The sequence below is a fragment of the Afifella sp. H1R genome, from assembly GCF_021462425.1.
Classification (GTDB): Bacteria; Pseudomonadota; Alphaproteobacteria; order Rhizobiales; family Afifellaceae; genus Afifella; species Afifella aestuarii.
Window position 1 is genome coordinate 484,526 of sequence record NZ_JAKEDY010000003.1, and the last position, 19,978, is coordinate 504,503.

16 protein-coding genes are annotated in these 19,978 nt (G+C 63.1%); 4 read left to right on the forward strand and 12 right to left on the reverse strand.

What is annotated here, in order from left to right:
• Positions 1–53: 53 nt before the first annotated feature.
• The gene (locus tag L0F51_RS19365) at positions 54–488 is read left to right on the forward strand and encodes a Fur family transcriptional regulator (protein WP_234630785.1); all 435 of its coding nucleotides are present in this window, start codon (positions 54–56) and stop codon (positions 486–488) included.
• A gap of 3 nt (positions 489–491) precedes the next feature.
• Here L0F51_RS19365 and hutH read toward each other — a convergent pair whose 3' ends face one another.
• The 5 genes from hutH to L0F51_RS19390 form a co-directional block, all read right to left on the reverse strand.
• Positions 492–1,979 carry a histidine ammonia-lyase gene (gene hutH, locus L0F51_RS19370; protein ID WP_234630786.1) on the reverse strand — a complete coding sequence of 496 codons (1,488 nt, stop codon included), beginning with the start codon at positions 1,977–1,979 and terminating at the stop codon, positions 492–494.
• Between the two features lie 17 nt (positions 1,980–1,996).
• Complete coding sequence (locus L0F51_RS19375; protein ID WP_234630787.1) at positions 1,997–2,776, reverse strand: ABC transporter ATP-binding protein; 780 nt, start codon at positions 2,774–2,776, stop codon at positions 1,997–1,999.
• Complete coding sequence (locus L0F51_RS19380) at positions 2,769–3,509, reverse strand: ABC transporter permease (protein WP_234630788.1); 741 nt, start codon at positions 3,507–3,509, stop codon at positions 2,769–2,771. The genes L0F51_RS19375 and L0F51_RS19380 overlap by 8 nt, the downstream gene beginning before the upstream one ends.
• Positions 3,510–3,513: 4 nt before the next feature.
• Positions 3,514–4,236, reverse strand: a complete 723-nt coding sequence (locus tag L0F51_RS19385) for an ABC transporter permease (protein ID WP_234630789.1) — start codon at positions 4,234–4,236, stop codon at positions 3,514–3,516.
• A gap of 195 nt (positions 4,237–4,431) precedes the next feature.
• Entirely contained in the window at positions 4,432–5,274 is an 843-nt protein-coding gene (locus L0F51_RS19390) for a transporter substrate-binding domain-containing protein (protein ID WP_234630790.1), read from the reverse strand.
• A gap of 285 nt (positions 5,275–5,559) precedes the next feature.
• Here L0F51_RS19390 and hutC point away from each other — a divergent pair, with 285 nt between their 5' ends.
• Both hutC and L0F51_RS19400 read left to right on the forward strand, forming a co-directional pair.
• On the forward strand, positions 5,560–6,303 hold the full coding sequence (gene hutC / locus L0F51_RS19395) for a histidine utilization repressor (RefSeq protein ID WP_234630791.1): 744 nt from the start codon (positions 5,560–5,562) through the stop codon (positions 6,301–6,303).
• Positions 6,304–6,389: 86 nt separating this feature from the next.
• Positions 6,390–7,718, forward strand: coding sequence for an FAD-binding oxidoreductase (locus tag L0F51_RS19400; RefSeq protein ID WP_234630792.1), 1,329 nt, complete (start codon positions 6,390–6,392; stop codon positions 7,716–7,718).
• Between the two features lie 141 nt (positions 7,719–7,859).
• Here L0F51_RS19400 and L0F51_RS19405 read toward each other — a convergent pair whose 3' ends face one another.
• Positions 7,860–9,482: an FAD-binding protein gene (locus L0F51_RS19405; protein WP_234630793.1), complete on the reverse strand. Its 1,623-nt coding sequence runs from the start codon at positions 9,480–9,482 to the stop codon at positions 7,860–7,862.
• Between the two features lie 250 nt (positions 9,483–9,732).
• On the opposite strand from L0F51_RS19405, the gene L0F51_RS19410 reads away from it, so the two are divergent.
• Positions 9,733–10,209, forward strand: a complete 477-nt coding sequence (locus L0F51_RS19410; protein WP_234630794.1) for a cytochrome c3 family protein — start codon at positions 9,733–9,735, stop codon at positions 10,207–10,209.
• A gap of 65 nt (positions 10,210–10,274) precedes the next feature.
• Here the strand turns inward: L0F51_RS19410 and L0F51_RS19415 are convergent, their stop codons facing one another.
• The 6 genes from L0F51_RS19415 to L0F51_RS19440 form a co-directional block, all read right to left on the reverse strand.
• The gene (locus L0F51_RS19415; RefSeq protein WP_234630795.1) at positions 10,275–13,301 is read right to left on the reverse strand and encodes a hybrid sensor histidine kinase/response regulator; all 3,027 of its coding nucleotides are present in this window, start codon (positions 13,299–13,301) and stop codon (positions 10,275–10,277) included.
• Positions 13,295–14,245, reverse strand: coding sequence for a response regulator (locus L0F51_RS19420; protein ID WP_234630796.1), 951 nt, complete (start codon positions 14,243–14,245; stop codon positions 13,295–13,297). The genes L0F51_RS19415 and L0F51_RS19420 overlap by 7 nt, the downstream gene beginning before the upstream one ends.
• Position 14,246: 1 nt before the next feature.
• Positions 14,247–15,602, reverse strand: a complete 1,356-nt coding sequence (locus L0F51_RS19425; protein ID WP_234630797.1) for an HlyD family type I secretion periplasmic adaptor subunit — start codon at positions 15,600–15,602, stop codon at positions 14,247–14,249.
• Complete coding sequence (locus tag L0F51_RS19430) at positions 15,599–17,737, reverse strand: peptidase domain-containing ABC transporter (RefSeq protein ID WP_234630798.1); 2,139 nt, start codon at positions 17,735–17,737, stop codon at positions 15,599–15,601. Before L0F51_RS19430 ends, L0F51_RS19425 begins: the two co-directional genes overlap by 4 nt.
• Positions 17,738–17,889: 152 nt before the next feature.
• A complete protein-coding gene (locus L0F51_RS19435; protein ID WP_234630799.1) occupies positions 17,890–19,518 on the reverse strand; it encodes an ABC transporter transmembrane domain-containing protein in 1,629 nt (542 codons plus the stop codon).
• A 72-nt stretch (positions 19,519–19,590) separates the two neighbouring features.
• The coding region (locus tag L0F51_RS19440; RefSeq protein WP_234630800.1) for a hypothetical protein at positions 19,591–19,978 on the reverse strand (388 nt) is incomplete at its 5' end.

A 19,978-nucleotide genomic window follows, 5' to 3' on the forward strand; every position in this document is an offset into this window, starting at 1 on the left:
TTGCCGGCCGCCTCGGCCTTTGCAGCCGCCCTGTCAGGCGCTAGAGGGGGACAATGGGTGAAGCCAAGAACCGCCGCGATTACGAGAAAGAGCTGCGCGATGCGGGAATCCGGATCACGCGCGCACGCAAGACGATCCTGAAGATCCTGGAAGAGGGCGAAAAGCACCCGGACGCGTTGGAAATCTTCCGGCGCGCCTCAGAGATTGACGCAAGTGTCTCGCTCTCCACAGTCTACCGGACGATGAAGATCCTGGAAGACCGCGGTGCCATTCAGCGTCATGTCTTCGAGGGCGGGCCGTCGCGGTTCGAGCCGGCCGGCGGCACCCATCACGACCACCTGATCGATACGGATACGGGCGAGGTGGTGGAGTTCCGATCCGATAAGATCGAGGCTCTGCAGGAAGAGATCGCCCGCTCGCTCGGCTACGAGATCGTCTCGCACCGGCTGGAGCTTTATGTGCGCAAGATCGGCCGGCGCCGCGGCTGAGGCTTAGCGCGTAGCGGGTTGTTCCGACGAGAGAAACTGGAACGCCGTCTCCATATCCTGCGAGAGCGGCCGGTCGTCGGCATAAAAGGCGATCAAGCTACGCAGTTGGGCGAAAAGCCGATCGGTCGCGGGCGCACGTGCCTCGGTCTGAAAGGCGTAGGCCTGGCCGGCAGCAAGCCATTCGATCGCAAGGAGGCGGGTGGCGTTCTCTACGATCGCAAGCGCTTTCAGTGCGGCCGGCGTCGGATGCGAAAGGTGATCTTCCTGCAATGCCGAGGTGATGCCGCCGTCGAGACTTGCCGGCGCGGCGAGGCGGCGGTTTTCGTTGACGAGCGAGACGGCCGCATATTGCGCGATCATGAAGCCGGAGGCCGCGCCGCCTTCGGCCGCGAGAAAGGCTGGAAGTCCGCTCACCATCGGATTGAGAAGCCGATCGAGACGCCGCTCCGACATCGCCGCCACTTCGGCGATGGCCGTTGCCAGGCCGTCGAGGGCAAGCCCTAATCCCGCGCCCACGGCATGGGCTTGCGAATGCACTTGCGGTGCCTCGGGGGTGCCGGTGACGAGCGGATTGTCGGTGACGGAGGCGAGCTCACGGTCGACCACGGCGGCTGCGTCCGTAAGCAAATCGCAGGCAGCCCCATGCACATGCGGCACGGCGCGCAGTGACAGGGCATCCTGCGTGTGCTTGCCGATGGCGGCGGCGACGATGCCGCTTCCCTCAAGGTACGCCCGCAGTCGGGCTCCGACCTCTTGCAGGCCGTCGGAGCGGCGCAGCGCCAGCGCCTCGGGGGCGAAAGCGGCCGGGTTGGTGCCAAGATTTTCCATCGTCATGGCGGCAACCGCATCCGCCCAGGAGAGAAGGCGGGTCACACGCGCGAGCGCGAGACAGGCCAGACCCGTGGCGCAGGGTGTGCCGTTGACGAGTGACAGCCCTTCCTTGGCGTGAAGCTGGAGCGGTTCAAGGCCCGCCTTGGCCAGTGCCTCGGCCGCGGAGAGGATGCGGTCGCCGTCCCGCACCGAGCCAGTTCCGACGAGCACGAGCGCGATATGCGCCATATGGCTCAAATAGCCGACCGAGCCGCGCGCCGGCACGAGGGGTGTGAGCCCGGCATTCAAGAGGGCCGCAAGAGCTTGCGGAATCTCGCGGCGGACGCCGGAATGGCCGTGTGCGTAATTGTTGATCGCCGCAGCCATGATGGCGCGCGTCTCGACGCCCGGAAGCGGTGTGCCGATGCCGGTCGCGTGGCTCATCAGGATGTTGTGCGAGAGCTGCTGTTGCAGCGGCCGCTCCACCACGACATCGCAGAGCGCGCCGACGCCGGTGTTGACGCCATAGGCGCGGATGCCGCGCTCGACGATCGCTTGCACGATGGCGGCAGCATTATCGATGCGCGAGAGTGCGGCTTGTGTGAGATCGAGAGGCGCCCCCTCTGCGACCTCGGCAACCTCCTGCCAGGTGAGGGAGCGATCGAGCGACACGCGGGGCATTCTGGCTCTCCGGGGCTTCAGCCTCTGAAGCCGGTGATGAACTGGTTGAAGCGTTCCGAGGAGGATTCGGTGAAGATCTCTTCCGGCGGTCCTTCGGCCTCCACCTGACCCTGATGCAGGAAAATCACCTTGTCGGACACATTGCGCGCGAATGACATTTCGTGGGTGACGACGAGCATGGTGCGGCCCTCGTCGGCGAGACTGCGCATCACCTTCAGGACTTCGCCCACGAGCTCAGGGTCGAGCGCTGAGGTCGGCTCGTCGAAGAGAAGCGCCTTGGGCCGCATGGCGAGCGCACGGGCGATCGCGGCGCGCTGCTGTTGGCCGCCGGAGAGATGCGCGGGATAGAAGTCGCGGCGTTCCGCGAGGCCGACTTTTTCCAGGAGCGCTTCGGCTTCCTCGATAGCTTCCGCCTTCGGCCGCTTCTGCACGTGCACCGGACCCTCGATCAGGTTCTGCAAAACGGTCATGTGAGACCAGAGATTGAAGCTCTGAAACACCATGGCGAGCTCGGCGCGGATGCGGTCGACCTGGCGGCGGTCCTTCGGCATCAGTCGGCCCTGGCGATCGCGACGCATGTTAATCGTCTCTCCGGCGACCGTGATCTCACCTTCATCCGGTGTTTCGAGAAGGTTGATGCATCTGAGAAAAGTGCTCTTGCCCGACCCCGAGGCGCCGAGGATCGAAATGACGTCGCCGTCCTGCGCTTCGAGCGAAATCCCTTTCAAGACCTCGATGCTCGCAAAGGATTTGTGGATGTTCTTGACCGAGATGGCCGGGACCGGGGCTTCAGTCATGGGAGGTCTCCAGCGATGTCACCGTGCGGCCTTCGCCGGAGATGCGCGGCCGCTCGCGGAGATGCGGCGACAACCGGTGCTCCAAAAGGGCGATCAGGCGGACGATGACGAAATTGATGACGAGATAGATGAGTGTCGCGACCAGGAAGACTTCCATGGTGCGATAGGTCTGCGAAATGAGGCGCTGTGCCGTGCCGGTGACTTCCCAGACGGTGACGAGCGAGGCGAGAGCCGTCGACTTCACCATCAGGATGATTTCCGTCGAATAGGCGGGGAGCATGGCGCGCAAGGTGATCGGGGCGATGATCCGGCGCACGAGGAGGAAACCCGACATGCCGACCGAGCGCGCCGCCTCGATCTCGCGCGGCGGCACCGCCTGCAGCCCGCCCCGGATGATTTCCGCCTGATAGCCGGCGGTGCAGAAGGCAAGCGCCAGAACCGCACACCAATAAGGCTCGCGCAGCACCGGCCAGGCAAAACTGTCGCGAATGACCGCGAACTGGCCGAGCCCGTAATAGATGAGGAACATCTGGATGAGCAGCGGCGAGCCGCGGAAGATGAAGACGTAGACGCGGGAGAAAGCCGACAGGATCGGACCGCCCACCGTGCGCATGACGACGAGGACGATTGCAAGCAAGGCGCCGAGGACGACGGAGGCGCCGAAGAGCGCCAAAGTCGTCGGCACTGCCTTGACCAGCGTCACGAAGGTTGAGGCGAGGAACTCGAGATCCATCGGCTCAGCTCCGCCCGAGGCCGTGCGAGAAGCTGACGGCGACGCGTCGCTCGGCGGCTGCGAAGAGCTGGCCGGAGATCGTGGTGAGCACCAGATAGAGGATGCCGCCGACGATGAAGAAGAGGAAATACTGGCGCGTGGAGCCCGCGGCGAGCTGCGAGGTGCGCATCAGTTCGGCGAGGCCGGTGACGGAAATCAGCGCCGAATCCTTGAGACTCAGCTGCCAGACATTGCCGAGGCCCGGCAGCGAGAAGCGCAGGATCTGCGGGACGATGATCCGGCGAAAGCGCAGCGCCCGGCCCATGCCGATGGAGCGTGCGGCCTCGATCTCGCCCTTGGCGATGGCGTGAAAGGCTCCGCGGTAGACCTCCGCCTGATAGGCGCCGGAGATCATGCCGACAGCAAGTGCGCCGGCAAGAAACGAGGGCAGGCCGAGGAAGCCCTCATATTGGAAGAGACGGCCGATGGCGCTCACCGCCTGAGAGCCGCCGAAATAGACGAGATAGATGACGAGGAGTTCCGGCGCGCCGCGAAGGATCGTCGTATAGGCGTCGCCGATGATGCGCGCGGGCCGTGACGAGGAGAGCTTGGCGGCCGCCACGCCCGCCCCGAAGACGGCGCCGATGACGAGCGAGGCGGCTGTCACCGACAACGTCATCAAAGTTGCCCATAAAAGCAGGCCGCCGCGGCCGTTGGGTCCGAATCCGATCAGGTCGATCCAGGACATCGCGTCTCTCTTGTTGCTGCTGCGGCGGTGCGCATCGCCGGTCGGCGCGAGGTGCCGTCGGGTGGGATGGCGGGCGGGCGAGCTTGTGGCCGTCCGCCTGCCGCGAACCGCATGCCGGCCAGGGAGGGCGTGCCCGAGTGAGGAGGCTTTTGCGGCATCCTCACCTGCGGGCGCGCCGGGCCGGCGCCGATTGGATTAAGGCGTGACGTCGACCTTCAGCCACTTTTCGCTGAGCGTCTTGACCGTGCCGTCGGCGACAGCCGCCTTGATGGCATCGTCGAACTTCGCCTTGAGATCGGTGTCGGACTTGCGCAGGCCGAGGCCTTCGCCTTCGCCCCAGATCTGGCCGCCGATCTCCGGACCGGTGAAGGCGAGATTGTTGTTCTCGGAAGCTTCGAAGGTGCCGAGCAGATAGGTGGCGTCCTCAAAGCCGGCATCGATGCGACCGACTGACAGGTCGAGGTCGCGCTCGGCGGCGGTCTTGTATTCCTTGATCGTCGCCACGTCGCCGAAATTCTCATAGACGAAATTGGCATAGACGGTGGAGCTCTGAATGCCGATCGTCTTGCCCTTCATCGCCTCGCGCAAGGGGGCGATCGCGTCGGCCTGGTCGTGCACGTCTTCGAGCTTGATGACCGTGCCGGTCCCAGGAAGGTCGGCGAGTTCGCTGTCCTTCGGAGCTGCGAAGACGGCGGGCGTCGCCGCATAGGGAACGGTGAAGTCGATCACCTTCTGACGCTCCGGCGTGATCGACAAAGCGTCCATGATGACGTCGAACTTGCCGGCATTGAGGGCGGTGATCATGCCGTCCCAATCCTGCGAGATCATCGTGCATTCAAGGTCTGCATGCTCGCACAGCACCTTGAGGAGGTCGGGCTCGAAGCCGACGATCTGGCCGCTCGCATCGGTGAGGTTCCACGGCGCATAGCCGCCCTCGAGCGCCACGGTGACCTTCTTCCAGTCCTTCGCCGAAGCGGCGGCAGGCGCCAGAATGACCGCTGCAAGTGCACCGGCCAGCGCAATTGTCTTGAAACTCATCCCGTTCTCCTCTGTGCGGAGCGTAGCCGCCCCTCCCTTTGCTGACGCACACCCTGGAGAGCTGCATGGGCGGTGGCGCGACGCCGCGAAGATGGGGTCTTCGCGGGCCAGGCGAGGGACGGAAAAGGCTGCGAAATCGCCCTATTCGTCCTTGCCGCGCTTTTCGTTTGCCATCGCGGCCAGCAGCGCTCTAGCTTGTACATACAAGTGACTGTATCCAAAATCGCAACGCTCGCAAGCCGAAATCCGACATCAAATTGTGCACACGCGAAAAGGGCCTAAGAAATGGGCATCGAGGCCGGCAAGACCGGTGCTGGCGCTGAGACGCCCCGTTATGCCGCGGTAAAGCGCATGATTGTCGAGCGGATCGCCGCGGGCGACTGGCCGCCGCGTCACCGCGTGCCGTCGGAAAACGAGCTCTCCGCCAAGCTTGGCCTGAGCCGCATGACCGTGAACCGGGCGTTGCGCGAACTCGCGGGCGAGGGGGTGCTGACGCGGGTGAAAGGGCTCGGCACCTTCGTCTCGGAGGGCAAGGGTCAGACCTCCGTCTTCGCCGTGCGCAACATCGCCGACGAGATTGCCGAACGTGGCCACAGCTATGCCGCCCAGGTCGTTCTGCTCGAGACGCTGGAGGCGAGCCGGGAGATTGCCGAGGATCTCGCAGTCGAGCCTGGCATCTCGGTGTTCCACAGCCTGGTCGTCCATCGCGAGGATGGAATCCCGGTCCAGCTCGAAGACCGGCTGGTCAATCCGAGGCTGGCGCCGGACTATCTCATGCAGGATTTCACCGCCCGCACGCCCAACGACTATCTGAACGCTGTCATTGCGTGGACGGAGGCGGAGCATACCGTCGAGGCCGTCCTGCCGGCGGCGTGGGAGGCGCGACTTCTGGCGATCGGGCGTGCCGATCCGTGCCTGTCGATCCGCCGACGCACATTTGCGGGGGAGAAGGTCGTCACCGCAGTCAGGCTCGTCGTTCCGGGCGGCCGCTACAAGATCAAAAGCCGGCATCAGGCCAATGCTGTTTGAGTTTTCCTTCCGTCTGAGGCATGGCCTCGCCCTCTATCCGGGGCAGGGCGGTGCCGTCTGGCGCCATCCCTAAAGAGGAGAGTTTTATGGGACCGCAGGTCGATCCGGTCGTCTCCGATCGGGCATTTCCTGAAAAGGCCGATGTCGTCGTCATCGGCGGCGGCATCATCGGTGTCAGTTCGGCCCTGTTCATGGCCGAGCGCGGCATGGATGTCGTGGTGGTCGAAAAGGGCCACATCGCCGGCGAACAATCGAGCCGCAACTGGGGCTGGGTGCGCCAGCTCTATCGCGATCCGCGCGAATTCGATCTGATCCGCGAGGCGCTCGGCCTGTGGCGGGGGCTCGATCAGCGCATCGGCGGCGAGACCGGCTTCACCCAATGCGGCATTCTCTATGGCGCGCGCAACGACAAGGACGTGGAAGCCTATCGCGCCTGGGCTGAAAAGGCGGCCGCTTCCGGCATCGCGACGGAGCTTCTTTCCGGCAGCGAGATGGAGAAACACCTGCCGGGCGATCGCGACCTGCCGAAGGCCATCCTTCTGTGTCCGGGTGACGGGCGTGCGGAGCCCCAGAAGGCGGCGCCCGCAATTGCACTCGGCGCCCGGGCCCGCGGCGCCCGCATCTTCACCGATTGCGCCGCGCGCGGGATCGAGACGGCGGGAGGTGAGGTCGCCGGCGTCGTCACGGAGCGCGGCCGCATCGCGACAAAGAACGTTGTCGTCGCGGGCGGTGCCTGGAGCCGGCGCATCCTGAGTGATCTCGATGTCGTCCTGCCGCAGCTCAAGGTGCGTGCGAGCGTTGCCCGCACCTCGCCGGTCGAGGGTGGGCCGGAGGTCTCCATCTGGGACGACGTTCTGGGTCTCAGGAAGCGCGCCGATGGCGGCTACACGCTGGCGAACGGGCTTTCCAACGCGGCACCTCTGACACCCGACAGTTTCCGCTTCTTCTTCGATTTCCTGCCGGTTCTGGCCATGGACTGGCGCCATGTCGGCTTGCGTCTCGACGAGCGCTTCTTCAGCGAATGGCGCGAGCGCAAGCCGGTGCCCTACGATCAGCCGTCGCCTTATGAGGCTTGCCGCGTCCTCGATCCGAAGCCGGACCTTGGCTATGTGCGCAAGTGTTTTGAGGAAGCGAAACGGCGTTTCCCGGTCTTCAACGATGCGCGCCTCGTGCAGACCTGGGCGGGCTTCATCGATACGACGCCGGACGTCGTGCCGGTGATCTCGCCGGTCGAAAGCTGCTCGGGCCTCATCGTCGCCACGGGGTTTTCAGGCCACGGTTTCGGCATCGGTCCGGGGGCGGGGCATCTCGTCGCCGATCTCGTGACCGGCGAAAAGCCGATCGCCGATCCGCATGCCTTCCGCCTGTCGCGCTTCAGCGACGGCAGTCGCCCGCGGCCGATGACCAGTCTGTAGCTGGCCTGCGTAGGCCCGCTGACGGCCGGCGTCGGCCCTGGGATCTTTTCATGCAGCGCCCTTAGGACTGCATGCAGCCTGTCTGGTCCGATGGTGCGGCGGCCTTCATCGAAGGCCGCCGTCGTCTGAGTTTTGAAGGGTTCAGACGTCTTCGCCCGCGGCATTGCGGCCGGCGATGCGTCCGAAGGCGAGGATCTCGGCGATGTTGCCGCCACCTGCCGGATAGCGTTCGCCGTACATCGAGCCGAGTTCGCCCGCTTTGTAGAGCCTTGGGATCGGCTTGCCGAAGGCGTCGATCACCCGGCCTTTCGGGTCATAGCGCGGGCCGCCTTGCGTGTTGGGGCCGACCGGCCAGATCTCGGTCGCATAGAAAGGCGGCGTTGCGAGTGGCTCCATTTTCTTCGCCGGCCGCGAAAACTCCTTGTCTTCACCGGCTTCGGCGTAGCCGTTGTAGGTTGCTACCGTCGCTGCCAGCACGGCCGGGTCCATTTTGATGGTGCTTTCATAATCGACGAAATCGTTCGGTCCCTGACGCGCGCGGATCGCCTCGGCGAGCTCCTCGATCGTGTCGGCCTTCATGATCCAGCCCTTGTCGATCTCCGCGCTCTGGTCGTCGCTCCAGAAATAGCCGTGTTTGGCCGTCTTGGCGGAGACGAGGCCGCCCGTCAGCGTGTTGGCGGACAGCGGCGAGCCCATGGTGCGAACGCTCTCGTCGAAGATGAGATAGGACGGGATGCGCGGATAGACGCCTGCCAGAGGATCGAAATAGATGAGGTAGGCGTATGACGAATGGCCGTTGTAGCTGTCGTCGAAGAAGCGGCGGCCCGTCTGGTCCACGACCAGGAAGCTGTGCTTGGAAAACGAAAAATCCCAGACATTGAACGCGACCGGGAAGTCTTTGTAGTGGAAACCCCAATGCTGGGAGGTCCAGTTCATGTGCCACAGGCCGGCCCCGGCCGCGAGCGCCATCGCCACGCCGTCGCCGGTGTTGGATTCAGGTCCATAGAAGAAGCGCGGATTGCCGTAGAAGGCGTTGAGCTTCATCTCTTCGTTGTATTCGAAGCCGCCTGAGGAAAGCACGGTGGCTCGCCGGCTTTTGACGGCAATCTCCTCGCCCTCGCGCTCGGCGATCACGCCGAGAATCGCGCCGTCCTCCCCCTTGATGAGCTTCTTGCCCGGAGAGGCATAGGCGATGCGGATGTTTTTTCGCGCATGTACGCATTTGTCGAGGATTTCGAAGATCTTGGCCCCTGGGCCGGACATCAGGCTCCACATCTCGACGGCCTCGGCGCCGGGCAGATCCGGGAACTCGGCGCCGCCGAAGCGGATCATTTTTGAAGGTTCGCCGACACTGTCGGCAAGGCGCGCAAGATAATCCTTGTTGTCGCCCGTCGCCTGCGCCCAGGCGCGGCACATCTCATCGTCGACCGTGTCGCCGACGCAGGCCTTGATGTACTGAAATGCCTTCTCCTCGTCCTTGGTGCTGATGAACAGGCCGCCGGAGACGTTGGTGTTGTTGAAATGCGCATCCGACGGGTTCTTCTCGAGGATGAGGACGTCTGCGCCCTGATCTGCCGCCTCGATGGCGGCAACGGCCCCGCCGCCGCCATAGCCCACGATGACGACATCGGCCTCTTCGTCCCATTTCTCAGGCGGTGCAGCGAGTGCCTTGTCTGCAGCGAAGCCGGACAGCGAAATCGCGGCAGCACCTCCCGTGGCGGCCTTCAAGAAATCACGGCGATTGGCAACGGATGTGCCGGACATATCTGAGCCCTCCTTGCGCATGGGACGCACGGCCCTCGTCCGTCGCGCCCGGCAAATCCGGGCGGGGAGGACCGCACCTTTCTTCCCCCTGCACACTTTGATGTGGGGGGCGGAAGGCGCGCTTACGCTGCGGCAAAGGGCAACATCTCTTTAGATGGGCGAGAAGTTCGGACCCTCCCCACATAAAGCGGGCAGGGGGAAGACCGCGAAGCGGGCGGTCGGCTCATGCCCCCTGCAAGCGGGGGAAATCATGCGGAAAAGAACCGCGGTCTGGCTTTGCGCGCTCGCCTTCCTCGCGACGTGCTCGTCTCTCTTGGGTGGCTTGATGCCCGGAGAGGCGATTTTCGCCGGCTCTCTTGTGGCGTCGTCGCAGACGCCGCAGGAGCGCCTCGCGATCCTCGTTCCTCCGCGCTCAAACGCGCGCCTCTTGGCGCCCGTCGAGGTCGCCTTTTTGGATGCCTTGCATCAGCAAAAGGGTGTCACCTGCGAAAACTGCCATGGCGCGCAGGCGCCCACCTCGCCGGCGACGGATGTCGCCTGCCGCGCCTGCCACGGGAGTTACGCGGACCTTGCCGCCCGAACGAGTGTCAGCCCCAACCCGCACGCCTCACATTTGGGCGAGATCGACTGCACGGAGTGCCACAAGGCGCATTCGCCCTCGACGCTCTTTTGCAGCGTTTGTCACCAATTCCCGACCCTCGTCATGCCGTCGGCAAACACCGATTGACCTCTCGCCTTCCGGGCGTGCGCAGCCCATCCCGGAGATGCTGGTGCTGGTCGGCGGGTGCCGGCTTATGCGGCCTTTGATTTGTCGTCGTTTTCCATGAGCGCCTTGATGCGCTCGATGGTGAGCAGGAAGATGCGCTCCATATGCACGCGCAAGGCGATCAACTGCTTCTCCTGATCGGCGCCGCCGGTGCGGGCGCGTTTCTCGAAATCCTCGGCAAGATGCGCAAGGCCCATCGCACCGATCACGCGGCTGGAGCTCTTGATGGTGTGCGCCGGCAGGACCGTGTCTTCGATCCGCCCCATCGTGAGCGCTTCGCGGATATTGCGCAGATATTCGGCCGTATCGGTCGAATAGAACGAAATGAGCGTATTGAACTTGCTGATCGAGGCGCGTGTCTGCCTGAAGGCGACGACGTCGATCAGCGGGATTTTGGGCCGCTCCCCGGACACGGGAAGAGCCTGCGGCGCATTCTGCGGCGTGGCTGGAGCCTGCGCCGGCGCCGCCGCTTGAGCGGGCGATGCGTTGCCGGCGGGGGCGGGTGAGGGTGCGCTGTTTTCGGAAGAATAGGTCATGGTCTTCTTTCCGTTTCGGGTTTCGTCGAGACGTGTCGGTGGCGACGCTTTGACGGCCTGCGCTCGGTTGTCGGAAAGGCCCTCCAAAGTTCCAAGGAGCGCTTCGAGATCGCTCATATTGATCGGCTTTGAGACGAAGGCGTCCATGCCTGCCTGGAGGCAGCGTTCGCGGTCGCCTTTGAGAGCATTTGCTGTGACGGCGACGATCGGGATCCGGCGGATGGATCCCTCGTCCATCATTTTGCGCAGGAGGCCTGTCGCCTCGTAGCCGTCCATCACCGGCATCTGGCAGTCCATGAAGATGACGTCGAAATCGTCGGAATGGGCGGCAGCGACGGCTTTGGAGCCGTCGGTCGCCGTTTCGACGTCGAAGCCGAAGCCGCTCAAGACCTCGGCGCCGAAGAGGAGATTGACGTTGTTGTCGTCGGCGAGCAGGGCGCGATATCCATGGAAGCGAGGCGCGGCGTCGGCGTCTGCTCCCGTCGCGGCCACAGTCTCGTCGGTCCGGGTCTCGGAGCTGAGAAGATGCTGGACGTTACGGGCGAGGAGGCACGCGTCGATCGGCTTGATCGAGGCTCTGTCGAAGGTCTGATACTTCGGATGGGCCATCTGTGTGCCGAGGACGAGGCAGCGCAGGCCTTGCAGGGCCGGTTGCATCATGACGATGCGCCGCAACTCGATGGCTTCGTCGATATGCTTGCCCTGGTCGATGATCAGGACATCGAAACTCTCCCCCTCATAGGAAGCGCGCGCGATCTCTTCGCCGATCTTGCTCGAGGGAACGAAGCTCTGACAGTGAATGCCGTAGGCTTCGAGGCCTCGGGAGAGAATGCGGATCTGCGATGCAGAGGAGGAGACGAGCGCCGCCTTGAGGCCCGTGTCGACCGGACGGGTGCTTCCTTCCAGCACTTCGAGCGTGAGCGAGAACGTGAAGACGGAGCCTTTCCCGGGCCTGCTCTCGGCGCGGATCGTGCCGCCCATGAGCTCGCAAATCTCCTTGCAGATCGAGAGGCCAAGACCGGTGCCACCATAAAGGCGGGTCGTGCTGTCTTCCGCCTGGCTGAAGCGGGAGAAGAGCTTCGGCATCTTGTCGGCAGCGATGCCGATTCCGGTGTCGCGGACCGAGAACTCGATCGTACAGACCTCTTGCTTTCCGTCGAAGTTCATGGCTTTCGCGGAGACGATGACTTCGCCGACATTGGTGAATTTGAGGGCGTTCGAGACGAGGTTGCTGAGAATTTGCCGCAGCCGCATCGGGTCGACCTCGACCTGCTGTGGCAGGTCGGGATCGATGTCGAGCAGGAGTTCGACACGCTTGTGCAGGGCCGTTCCCGCGTAGAAAGACACCGTATCGCGAAGGAGCGGGCGAAGCCGCGTGCGCACGGGGTCGATGGCGAGCTGACCGCTCTCGATCTTGGAAATATCGAGGATGTCATTGAGGATCGCCAGGAGAACGCTGCCGGAGGATTTGATCTGATCCGCATAGCGCCGCTGGTCCCCGGTCAGTTCGGTGCGCGACAGAAGCTCCGCCATGCCGAGCACGCCGTTCAAAGGGGTGCGGATCTCATGGCTCATATTGGCGAGGAAGGTCGATTTTGCCTCGCTCGCGAGTTTCGTGTCGGCAAGAGCCTGCAGGAGCCGGCTCTGCGATTTCCGCTGGCTGCGAATGAAGACGAGCGCCAGACTGCAGGCAATCGCTCCAATGAGAAACAATCCCCCGACCATGATCGCTAGAGAGTACAGGCCAGCGGGAGATTGCTGAATTTCGGCGGTAAGCTGAGACGTGCCTGTGATCGACGTGTCCGTTCTGGTCGTGTCGGAAAAGAAGCGTGAAAGGAAATTCTTCTTTGGAGGTGGGAATGCATACGAAATAGACCCTCCGCTGACATCAAATTTCGCATAAGTGATTTTTCCGTGTGTCAGTGAATTGGACACATCGTTTATCATCGGTTTAATATCGACGACTGAATAGACGATAATGCTGTCGGAGCTATCTCGATTTTTCTGCAACGCTTGTGCAAATACAAGTGAGCTCGCTTTTCGCGAAGGGAAGAGATCAGGGAATTCGACCGGCGAAACGGCGTATACGAGTCCTTCTTTCTCCAAGAGAGTTTCGGCCAGGCGCCTGACTTGCTCAGGCTTGCCCTGCAGCAAGGGCTGACCGAAGAAGGATCGGACATTGGTCGGATTTGCCGTCGAGAGATAACCGAGATCCGACATGTAGGCAGACTTTCGCGAGGCGACCTTCAGCTTGGCCTCGACCTTTTCAACGGCGTCGGCTGCGACGAAGGCTGCCGCATCCTTGACGCGCACGATGATGGCATCGGCCTCGACGCGGATGAATTTCTGAACGAGCTGCGTCTCCTGCTGGAAGAGAGCATTCTGCTCCGCGTAGTAGAGCTTCGAGTACCATGCGATCAGGCCCGCGATCAGGAATACGAGGACCGCGATGACGAGATGCGGAAGGTTTGTTCGCACCCGCTGGATGAAGGTCGGAGTGGTGGATGCGTCTACCATTTCACTCTCGGCTTATTGGCTGTAAAGGCAACGGCTTGGTTGCCGCTCTTGTCGTAGGTCAGTCGGTCGAAAGCGAAGTTGGCCGCACGTGAAATGCCGCGACCGCACGGTGCTGCCGATCGGCTCGGGTCGGTCGTGAGAAAGCTGCGCCAGTTGAAGCCCGGGCCGTTGTCCTTGACGCTGACATAGACGCCGTCGTCACGGCGCATCGCCGTCGCCTCGACCCAGCCGTTCTGGTAGAGAGGCTCGTGGGCACGCTCTGCCAGCGTTTCTTCCCAGCGTCCTTCCTTCAGAAGTGCCGCCTTGGCCTCGAAGCCGAACCGCAGAACCCCGTGCTCCACGGCATTCTGGACGAGTTCGAAAATGCCCTGAATGGTTCGGTCGGGTGCGTCCTGCATGCTGGCGAGCATGCTGACGACCGGCTCCACCTCTTCCGGCAGGCGCAGTCTGAATTTCACCGCCTGCATGGTCTTGAAAGCGGCCTGGTGGCCCATCAGGTCGTTGCGGAGCTTCCGCTGCCGGTGAACCTCCTGGAAGGCGGAGTGCAGCACCGAGGCAACGAGCTTCTGCGTCGTCGGTTTGGTCAGATAGTAGAAGGCCCCGGCCTCGATACCGAGACTGACGTCTTCGACCTCGGATGCGCCGGTCAGCAGGATGGCCGGAATGTCCTTGGTTTCCCGCTCCCGTTTCAGCCGACGGATGAAGCCGAGCCCGTCGAGGATGGGCATCATCCTGTCCGTCATGACGATATCGGCGCAGGAGGGATCCTCCCGCAACATCGTGAAGGCTTCGGCGCCGTTGCTGGCGGTGAGCACTGCATAGCCGAGACACTCGATCTGCTCGCCGGTCGTCAGAAGGGCGCTGCGATCGTCGTCGACGAGGAGGATCGTGGCCTTCGTCGTGGTCTCGGTGGGGGCGGATGGGAGGCTGAGAACGTCGGTCATTTCATCGCTCGGCGAAGGCGGTGTTCAGCGCCTTGCGGATGGGGCTGAGGAAATAGGCGAGAAGCGTCTTGTCGCCGGTGATGATGTCGGCGGAGACGGCCATGCCGGGCGTCAATCGGGCGTCCGGCGCAAACGGCAGATATTCCGTGTCCAGCTCGATGCGGACTTTGTAGTAGGGGGCGGTCCCGTCTTGCGTGAAAGAGGCGGGGGAGATGTCTGCGACGCGGCCCTCAATCCACCCGAAGCGCGTGAAATCGAAGGCGGAAACCTTGACGCGGGCCGGCAGTCCGATGCGGACATAGCCGATCTCGCTCACGGGGAGGCGTGTCTCGGCGTGAAGCTTCTCTCCATCCGGCACGATGGTGGCGAGTGACTGGCCCGATGCCACGATACCCCCGATCGTGGTGATGTCGAGAGACTTCACGGTGCCGCGCACCGGGGAGGTGACCGTCAGCCGATCTTGACGGCGGCCTTCCTTGCTGATGTCTCCCTCGAGCGTCGTAAGAGCCTCTCGGAGATCTTGGATTTCTCTGGCGATTTCCGACTGGATTGCTGTCTCGAAGGCGGCGAGGTTGTTCTGCGCCTCCACCAGTCGTTCGGTGGCCTCATCCTTGCGTTGCTGCGTAATCTGCGTCCGGTTGACCACATCCTGGCGCGCTTTGCGCCGATCGGCGAGCTGCGTGCGCGTGGAATAGCCTTTGTTCGCAAGCCCTTCGACGCGGGCGTAATTGTCTTCGGCAAAGGCGAGGTCGTCGTCGAGTGCCGCAAGCTGCGCATCGTAGGTGGAGACGAGGAGACGCGCCTGCTCGATCTGGCTTTTCAGGAGAATGCGCTGATCCCTCTGCGCTTCGCGTCGCGCCGCAAAAGCCGAGGCCGACGCGAGCACCGTCTCGTCGCTGCCGAACTGAAGAAAATCGGGCTCACGGTTGTCTGCCAGGGCCTTGAGGCCCTCGATCTGGGCGAGAAGATTTTGCTTGCGCCGACCCGCAACATCGACGTTTTCCGCAGTCGTCGCATCGTTGAGGAGGAAGAGCGGCGCGCCCGCGTTGACCTGGTCGCCTGGTCTAACCAGGATCTCGTCGATTACGCCGCCTTCGTAATGCTGGACCACGCGTTCGTAGCCCGCGGGAACGATCAGCCCCTGAGCCTGGGAAACCTCGTGAATGCTGGTGAAGCCCGACCAGATGATGAAGGCGAGGATGCCGATGGCGATCAGGACGCAGGCATGCCGGATGAAGCGTTGCGGCGCCGTCTCCTCGATGATGAGAGGATGCGACATGACGAGACGGGGAGGTGAGGCGCTGAGCCCGCCCTCCATGCGCTCCGGCAGACGCGAATCGATGCGAACGAGACTCATGCGACCCTCGCAAACAGCGCGTCGGGCGACGAAACCAACGGCACCTTGCCGTAGCGCAGGGCAACCACGCGATCGGCGAGAAGAAGGAAGTCCGAGCGGTGCGACACGAGGAAGAGTGTCCCGCGACGGCGGTAGGAGAGTGCAAGGCTGCGAATGAGCTCACCAATCTCTCCATCGAGGAGCATGTTCGGGATCTCGTCGATGAGCAGGATCGCACTCTCGGTGAGAATGGCCTGAGCGATCGCGAACTTGAAAAGGAATTCCGAGGAGAAGTCGGCACCCTCGGAATCTTTCACGCGAAATTGGATCCCCCCGTCCAGCTGAGCGAGGTGGGAGGAGAGCCCCACCTTTTGAAGCACGGCACGGACCTTTTCTTCGCTTGCGAATGGATTGGCGAAAAGCAGGTTGTCGCGCAGCGTGCCTGGAAAGAGCTTGGGGTTCTGAGGCACGTAGGCGATGCGACGGCGCAGCTCTTCCTGTGGCAATTGCCGCAGATCGACACCGTCGATGCGGATCGCCCCGATCGAAAGATCGGCCATGCCCTGGATGAGCTTCAGAATCGTGGTCTTGCCGGTCCCGTTCGCGCCGGTGATGGCGATGATGGAGCCGGGATTGACCTCAAGATCGAGGCCCACGAAGACTGGTCTCGTATCACCGGCACGGAACCCGGTGTTGAGGAAGCTGACGGCTCCTTCGATCGGACGCATGCGCGCATATTCGCGCGTTTCGTCCCGCTCCGGCTGGATCTCCATCAGCCCGTTGAGCTGGTTGATGCTGTTGCGCAGCTGTTCGAAGCGCTGCACGGAAAGGCAGAGCACATGTGAGGGGGCAAGCGCCCTGAGGCCGAGGATGGTTGCCGCCAGAAGGCCGCCTGTGCCAAGCGTGCCCGCCCAGACCGCTTCGACGCCCGAGGCGAGAAGCAGAATGGTGGCGACGGTGAGAATGAACGTCGAGAAGGCCTCGCCCATGGCGCCGACGAGGCGCAGGGACATTTGAGCGGTCTGCTGCCTGCGTGCGCCGCGAACGAGGCGTTGCGACCAGAGATGTTGCAGGCCCGCCTGGCAGATCGCATCGCGCTTCTCCAGCATTTCGATGGTGATGCGCTGCATCTCCGTCGATTCCTCCGCCGCGATGCTCGTCATCACACGAGCCCTGCGCCGGAGCAGGAGAAACAATCCGAGATGCATGCAGATGCCGATGAACGGGATGAGCGCGAGCCAGCCAGCAAGCAGCGCAATGATGGCGAGAGACGCAAAGCTCGCCAGGACTTCGAGCAGCGACGTTGCTGCCGGCCCGGTAATGAATTCCCGAACGTTTTCGAGCGTGCGCAGGCGGGCTGCCTGATCCGTCACCGCCGCACGTTCCGATATCGTGGGGCGAACTTTGAGAAGACGTTCGAAAGACGCCGTGCTGACGAGAAACTCCAGCCGGTTCGCGATCCAGGCAAGAATGCGCGTGCGCTGGGCCAGAAGAAGCGCCTCGAGCACGATGGCGAGCATCATGCCGAGCACGAAATACGGCAGCGGCGTGAGCGAGCCGAGGCTGATCACATGGACGTAAATCTGAATGGTGAAGAGCGGCAGCAGGACGCTCGTTCCAGCCACGGCGAGGCTCGTGATCAGGAGCCCGAGACCGATCCGGTCGAACTTGCTGGTGAGGGCCCGGAACCAGCTGTGCCCGGTATGACCGCGCCGTATTTTCGACAGCGGATCCGTCTCATCTTCCCGAGAGAATCGCCAGAATGTGCCGCCTTTGAACGAACGCCAGCTGTCGACGTCTTCGATCTCCCCCTCACCCGAGATCTTCTTCAATCGGCCCGAATCCGGGCAGGAGAAGATCAGGACGGCTTCTCCGTTAGGCGCGACGAAAAGGGCCGGGCCGGCGCCCTCCGGAAGCGAAGCGTGCCCTCGTTGCCGGAAGGCGTGGAAGCCGAGGCGGCCAAGGGCGCTCAGCAGGCCGTCCGCATCGAGAGCGATTTCGTTCGCGGGCAGGGCCGCCAGGATCTGGCGCAGCGGAAAATCGGCGGCCGACAGAACGCAGACGGTGCAGAACAAGCGCTCCAGCCCTGCCTCGCCCGCAACTCCAATGCGGCTGCGTCTGACGAGCGCTTCCAGACGTTCGATCGCGGCGCGCATGCGCACAAGCCAGATTCCGTCAAAGCCGTGTGCATCCGCGTCCGAATGTTTTGGTGGCATCAAGAGCGCGGGCGTGCGGGGCTGAGGCACGCCGGCCCCGCCCTCTCCAGACGTAAGGGCTGCGATGTCGCCCACATGTTTGAAGTGAGCGCTCATATCTTGAGGTCCCGATAAGACTTGCGCTCGGTGACCTGAAATCCCTCGAGAGGCCGGATGCCGTCGCGTTCGAGGACGAGCCGCTTGCTCGCATAGCTCAAGAGATTGGCGTCATCGGAGACGATGATGAAGGACGCCTGACCGTGGATCTTGCCGATGAACCGGTTGAGCTTGGCGTAGCCGTCGCGATCCAAGCCTCGATCTGCGTTATCGAGAAGGATAAGGCGTGGCCGCGTCGCCAGCGCGCGCAGGATGGCGAGTTGCTGCCGCAGTCCCGGCGGTATCGTGTCGCTCGCCGAGCCGAGGACTTCGGTATCGAGGCCGTTGGGCAGAGCATTGATGAGGCTGTCGATTTCAAGAACGTGCGCGACGTCCATCGCCTCGTCGACGCTGACTTCGCCAAAACGGGTGATGTTGTCGCGAATGGTCCCGCGAAAGAGCACGCCCGCCGACGAGACGTAGCCGACGCAGCGGTTGAGGAGCGCGCGTGGGTATTTCGTCGGAGCAACGCCGTTCAGAAGCACTTCCCCGGTAGCCGGATTGTGGATTCCTGCGATGATCTGCAGGAATGCCGATTTCGCCTGCTCCGAGGTGCCGGAGAGGGCGGCGGTGACCCCTGGCTGCAATGCAAAATGCACGTTTTCGAACAGGGGAGACCCGGTCACCGGCCAGCACGCGAGATTATCGGCTGAAACGCGACCCTCGTTGACCACCTTTAAATCATCGGTCGGCGTGGAAATCGCGGGCTGAGCGAAGAGCGCCTCGACCTTCGTCTCGGCTTCATCGATGTCGCGCATCTGGACGAGGATGAAGATTGCGCGCTGTAAGGGCCCCATCACACGGCTGCTCAAAAGTACGAGCGCAGAGACACCGCCCATCGTCAGATGACCCTGTCCGACGGCGATCGCGCCGAAGGTCAACATGGCGGCGATCAGAACCTGGCTGGCGATCGGGGTGCTGTTGAGAAGCCGGCCTGTGACGATGGCGAGTTCGTGATTGTTGGCGGCAATCTTTTCCTGTGCGGCTTCATAGCGGCGCAGGATATTGTCCTCGATCCCCATCGCCTTGATGCCGTGCATCGCGCTCAGCATGGCGAAGAGAAAGTCGTAGCGCTCTTCGCTGTCGACGATGTTGCGCGCCACGATGGCCTTCATGCGCCGTGCCTCACGGATGTTGCGCAGCGCGAAGATGGCGACGCAGACGATGACGCAGGCACCGGCCGTCCAAGAGATGAACAGAATGACCGAAATGATGATGGGCAGGAAGAAAAGCTCGCCGATGCTGACGACGAGCTGGCCGTTGTACTTTTCTTTGAGCTTCTGAACTGCGCTCAGATATTCGACGCTGCGCGAGGAGGCGAGACGGCGATCGGCCGGCTCGCTGATGAGAATGTGGGAGAGGAGGCGCTGAGTGACGACGCCGGCGAAATTTGCCCCCGCCCGTGCCACGACCATGGCCCGACCGAAGCGCAGGAGTGCTTCGAGTGCGGCGAGGATGCACACCCCGATGACGAGAATGGGCAGCGTCGCGCTCGATGGGTTGGGGACGATCCGCCCGAAGATCTGGGCCGCAGCGACGGGAATCGTCAGGCCCAGAATGTTGAGCGCGAACGTCAGCGTCAGCAACACCAGTATCGGTTGCCTAAAGCCCTGATCGCCGATCAGATTTGTAGCTGCACGTATCCCCATGCAGTCAAACTACAGGTAGAAGCTTGTCCCAAGCTTAAAACTTAAACCTGTTCCGAGTTGAACGCTGAGGCTTCCGGAGCTGTCGCTGTCCGTGGAGGTTTCCGTGAGCGAGACCTCGCTGCCACTCAAGAGACCGTCGTCGGACAGCACGGGATCGCTCACCACGCCGACGAGGTCGTTCAACGACATGTCCGCGTCGATGTCAGACGGCTCGGTGAAGAGATCGACAAGCGCGCCGTCTTCGCCATCCGTCCCCGTGGTGGCGTCGCTCTCGAGGCTTGCCGCGATGTCGGCATCGAGCTCATCGAAGAGCGCGATCGCTGCCTCGGCATCGGCCTCGAGATCGATCGGCTCGGAAGCCGGCTCACTCTGGAGAAGCGATCCGTCGGTCTGAATG

What these genes read in the sequence shown, in the direction of transcription:
- L0F51_RS19425 (WP_234630797.1), bottom strand. Translation starts at nt 15,602, where the DNA reads ATGAGTCTCGTTCGCATCGATTCGCGTCTGCCGGAGCGCATGGAGGGC.
- L0F51_RS19380 (WP_234630788.1), bottom strand. Translation starts at nt 3,509, where the DNA reads ATGGATCTCGAGTTCCTCGCCTCAACCTTCGTGACGCTGGTCAAGGCA.
- L0F51_RS19385 (WP_234630789.1), bottom strand. Translation starts at nt 4,236, where the DNA reads ATGTCCTGGATCGACCTGATCGGATTCGGACCCAACGGCCGCGGCGGC.
- L0F51_RS19375 (WP_234630787.1), bottom strand. Translation starts at nt 2,776, where the DNA reads ATGACTGAAGCCCCGGTCCCGGCCATCTCGGTCAAGAACATCCACAAA.
- L0F51_RS19415 (WP_234630795.1), bottom strand. Translation starts at nt 13,301, where the DNA reads ATGGTAGACGCATCCACCACTCCGACCTTCATCCAGCGGGTGCGAACA.
- L0F51_RS19410 (WP_234630794.1), top strand. Translation starts at nt 9,733, where the DNA reads ATGCGGAAAAGAACCGCGGTCTGGCTTTGCGCGCTCGCCTTCCTCGCG.
- hutH (WP_234630786.1), bottom strand. Translation starts at nt 1,979, where the DNA reads ATGCCCCGCGTGTCGCTCGATCGCTCCCTCACCTGGCAGGAGGTTGCC.
- L0F51_RS19365 (WP_234630785.1), top strand. Translation starts at nt 54, where the DNA reads ATGGGTGAAGCCAAGAACCGCCGCGATTACGAGAAAGAGCTGCGCGAT.
- L0F51_RS19420 (WP_234630796.1), bottom strand. Translation starts at nt 14,245, where the DNA reads ATGACCGACGTTCTCAGCCTCCCATCCGCCCCCACCGAGACCACGACG.
- L0F51_RS19400 (WP_234630792.1), top strand. Translation starts at nt 6,390, where the DNA reads ATGGGACCGCAGGTCGATCCGGTCGTCTCCGATCGGGCATTTCCTGAA.
- L0F51_RS19430 (WP_234630798.1), bottom strand. Translation starts at nt 17,737, where the DNA reads ATGCGCGCCGCGATCGAACGTCTGGAAGCGCTCGTCAGACGCAGCCGC.
- L0F51_RS19405 (WP_234630793.1), bottom strand. Translation starts at nt 9,482, where the DNA reads ATGTCCGGCACATCCGTTGCCAATCGCCGTGATTTCTTGAAGGCCGCC.
- hutC (WP_234630791.1), top strand. Translation starts at nt 5,560, where the DNA reads ATGGGCATCGAGGCCGGCAAGACCGGTGCTGGCGCTGAGACGCCCCGT.
- L0F51_RS19390 (WP_234630790.1), bottom strand. Translation starts at nt 5,274, where the DNA reads ATGAGTTTCAAGACAATTGCGCTGGCCGGTGCACTTGCAGCGGTCATT.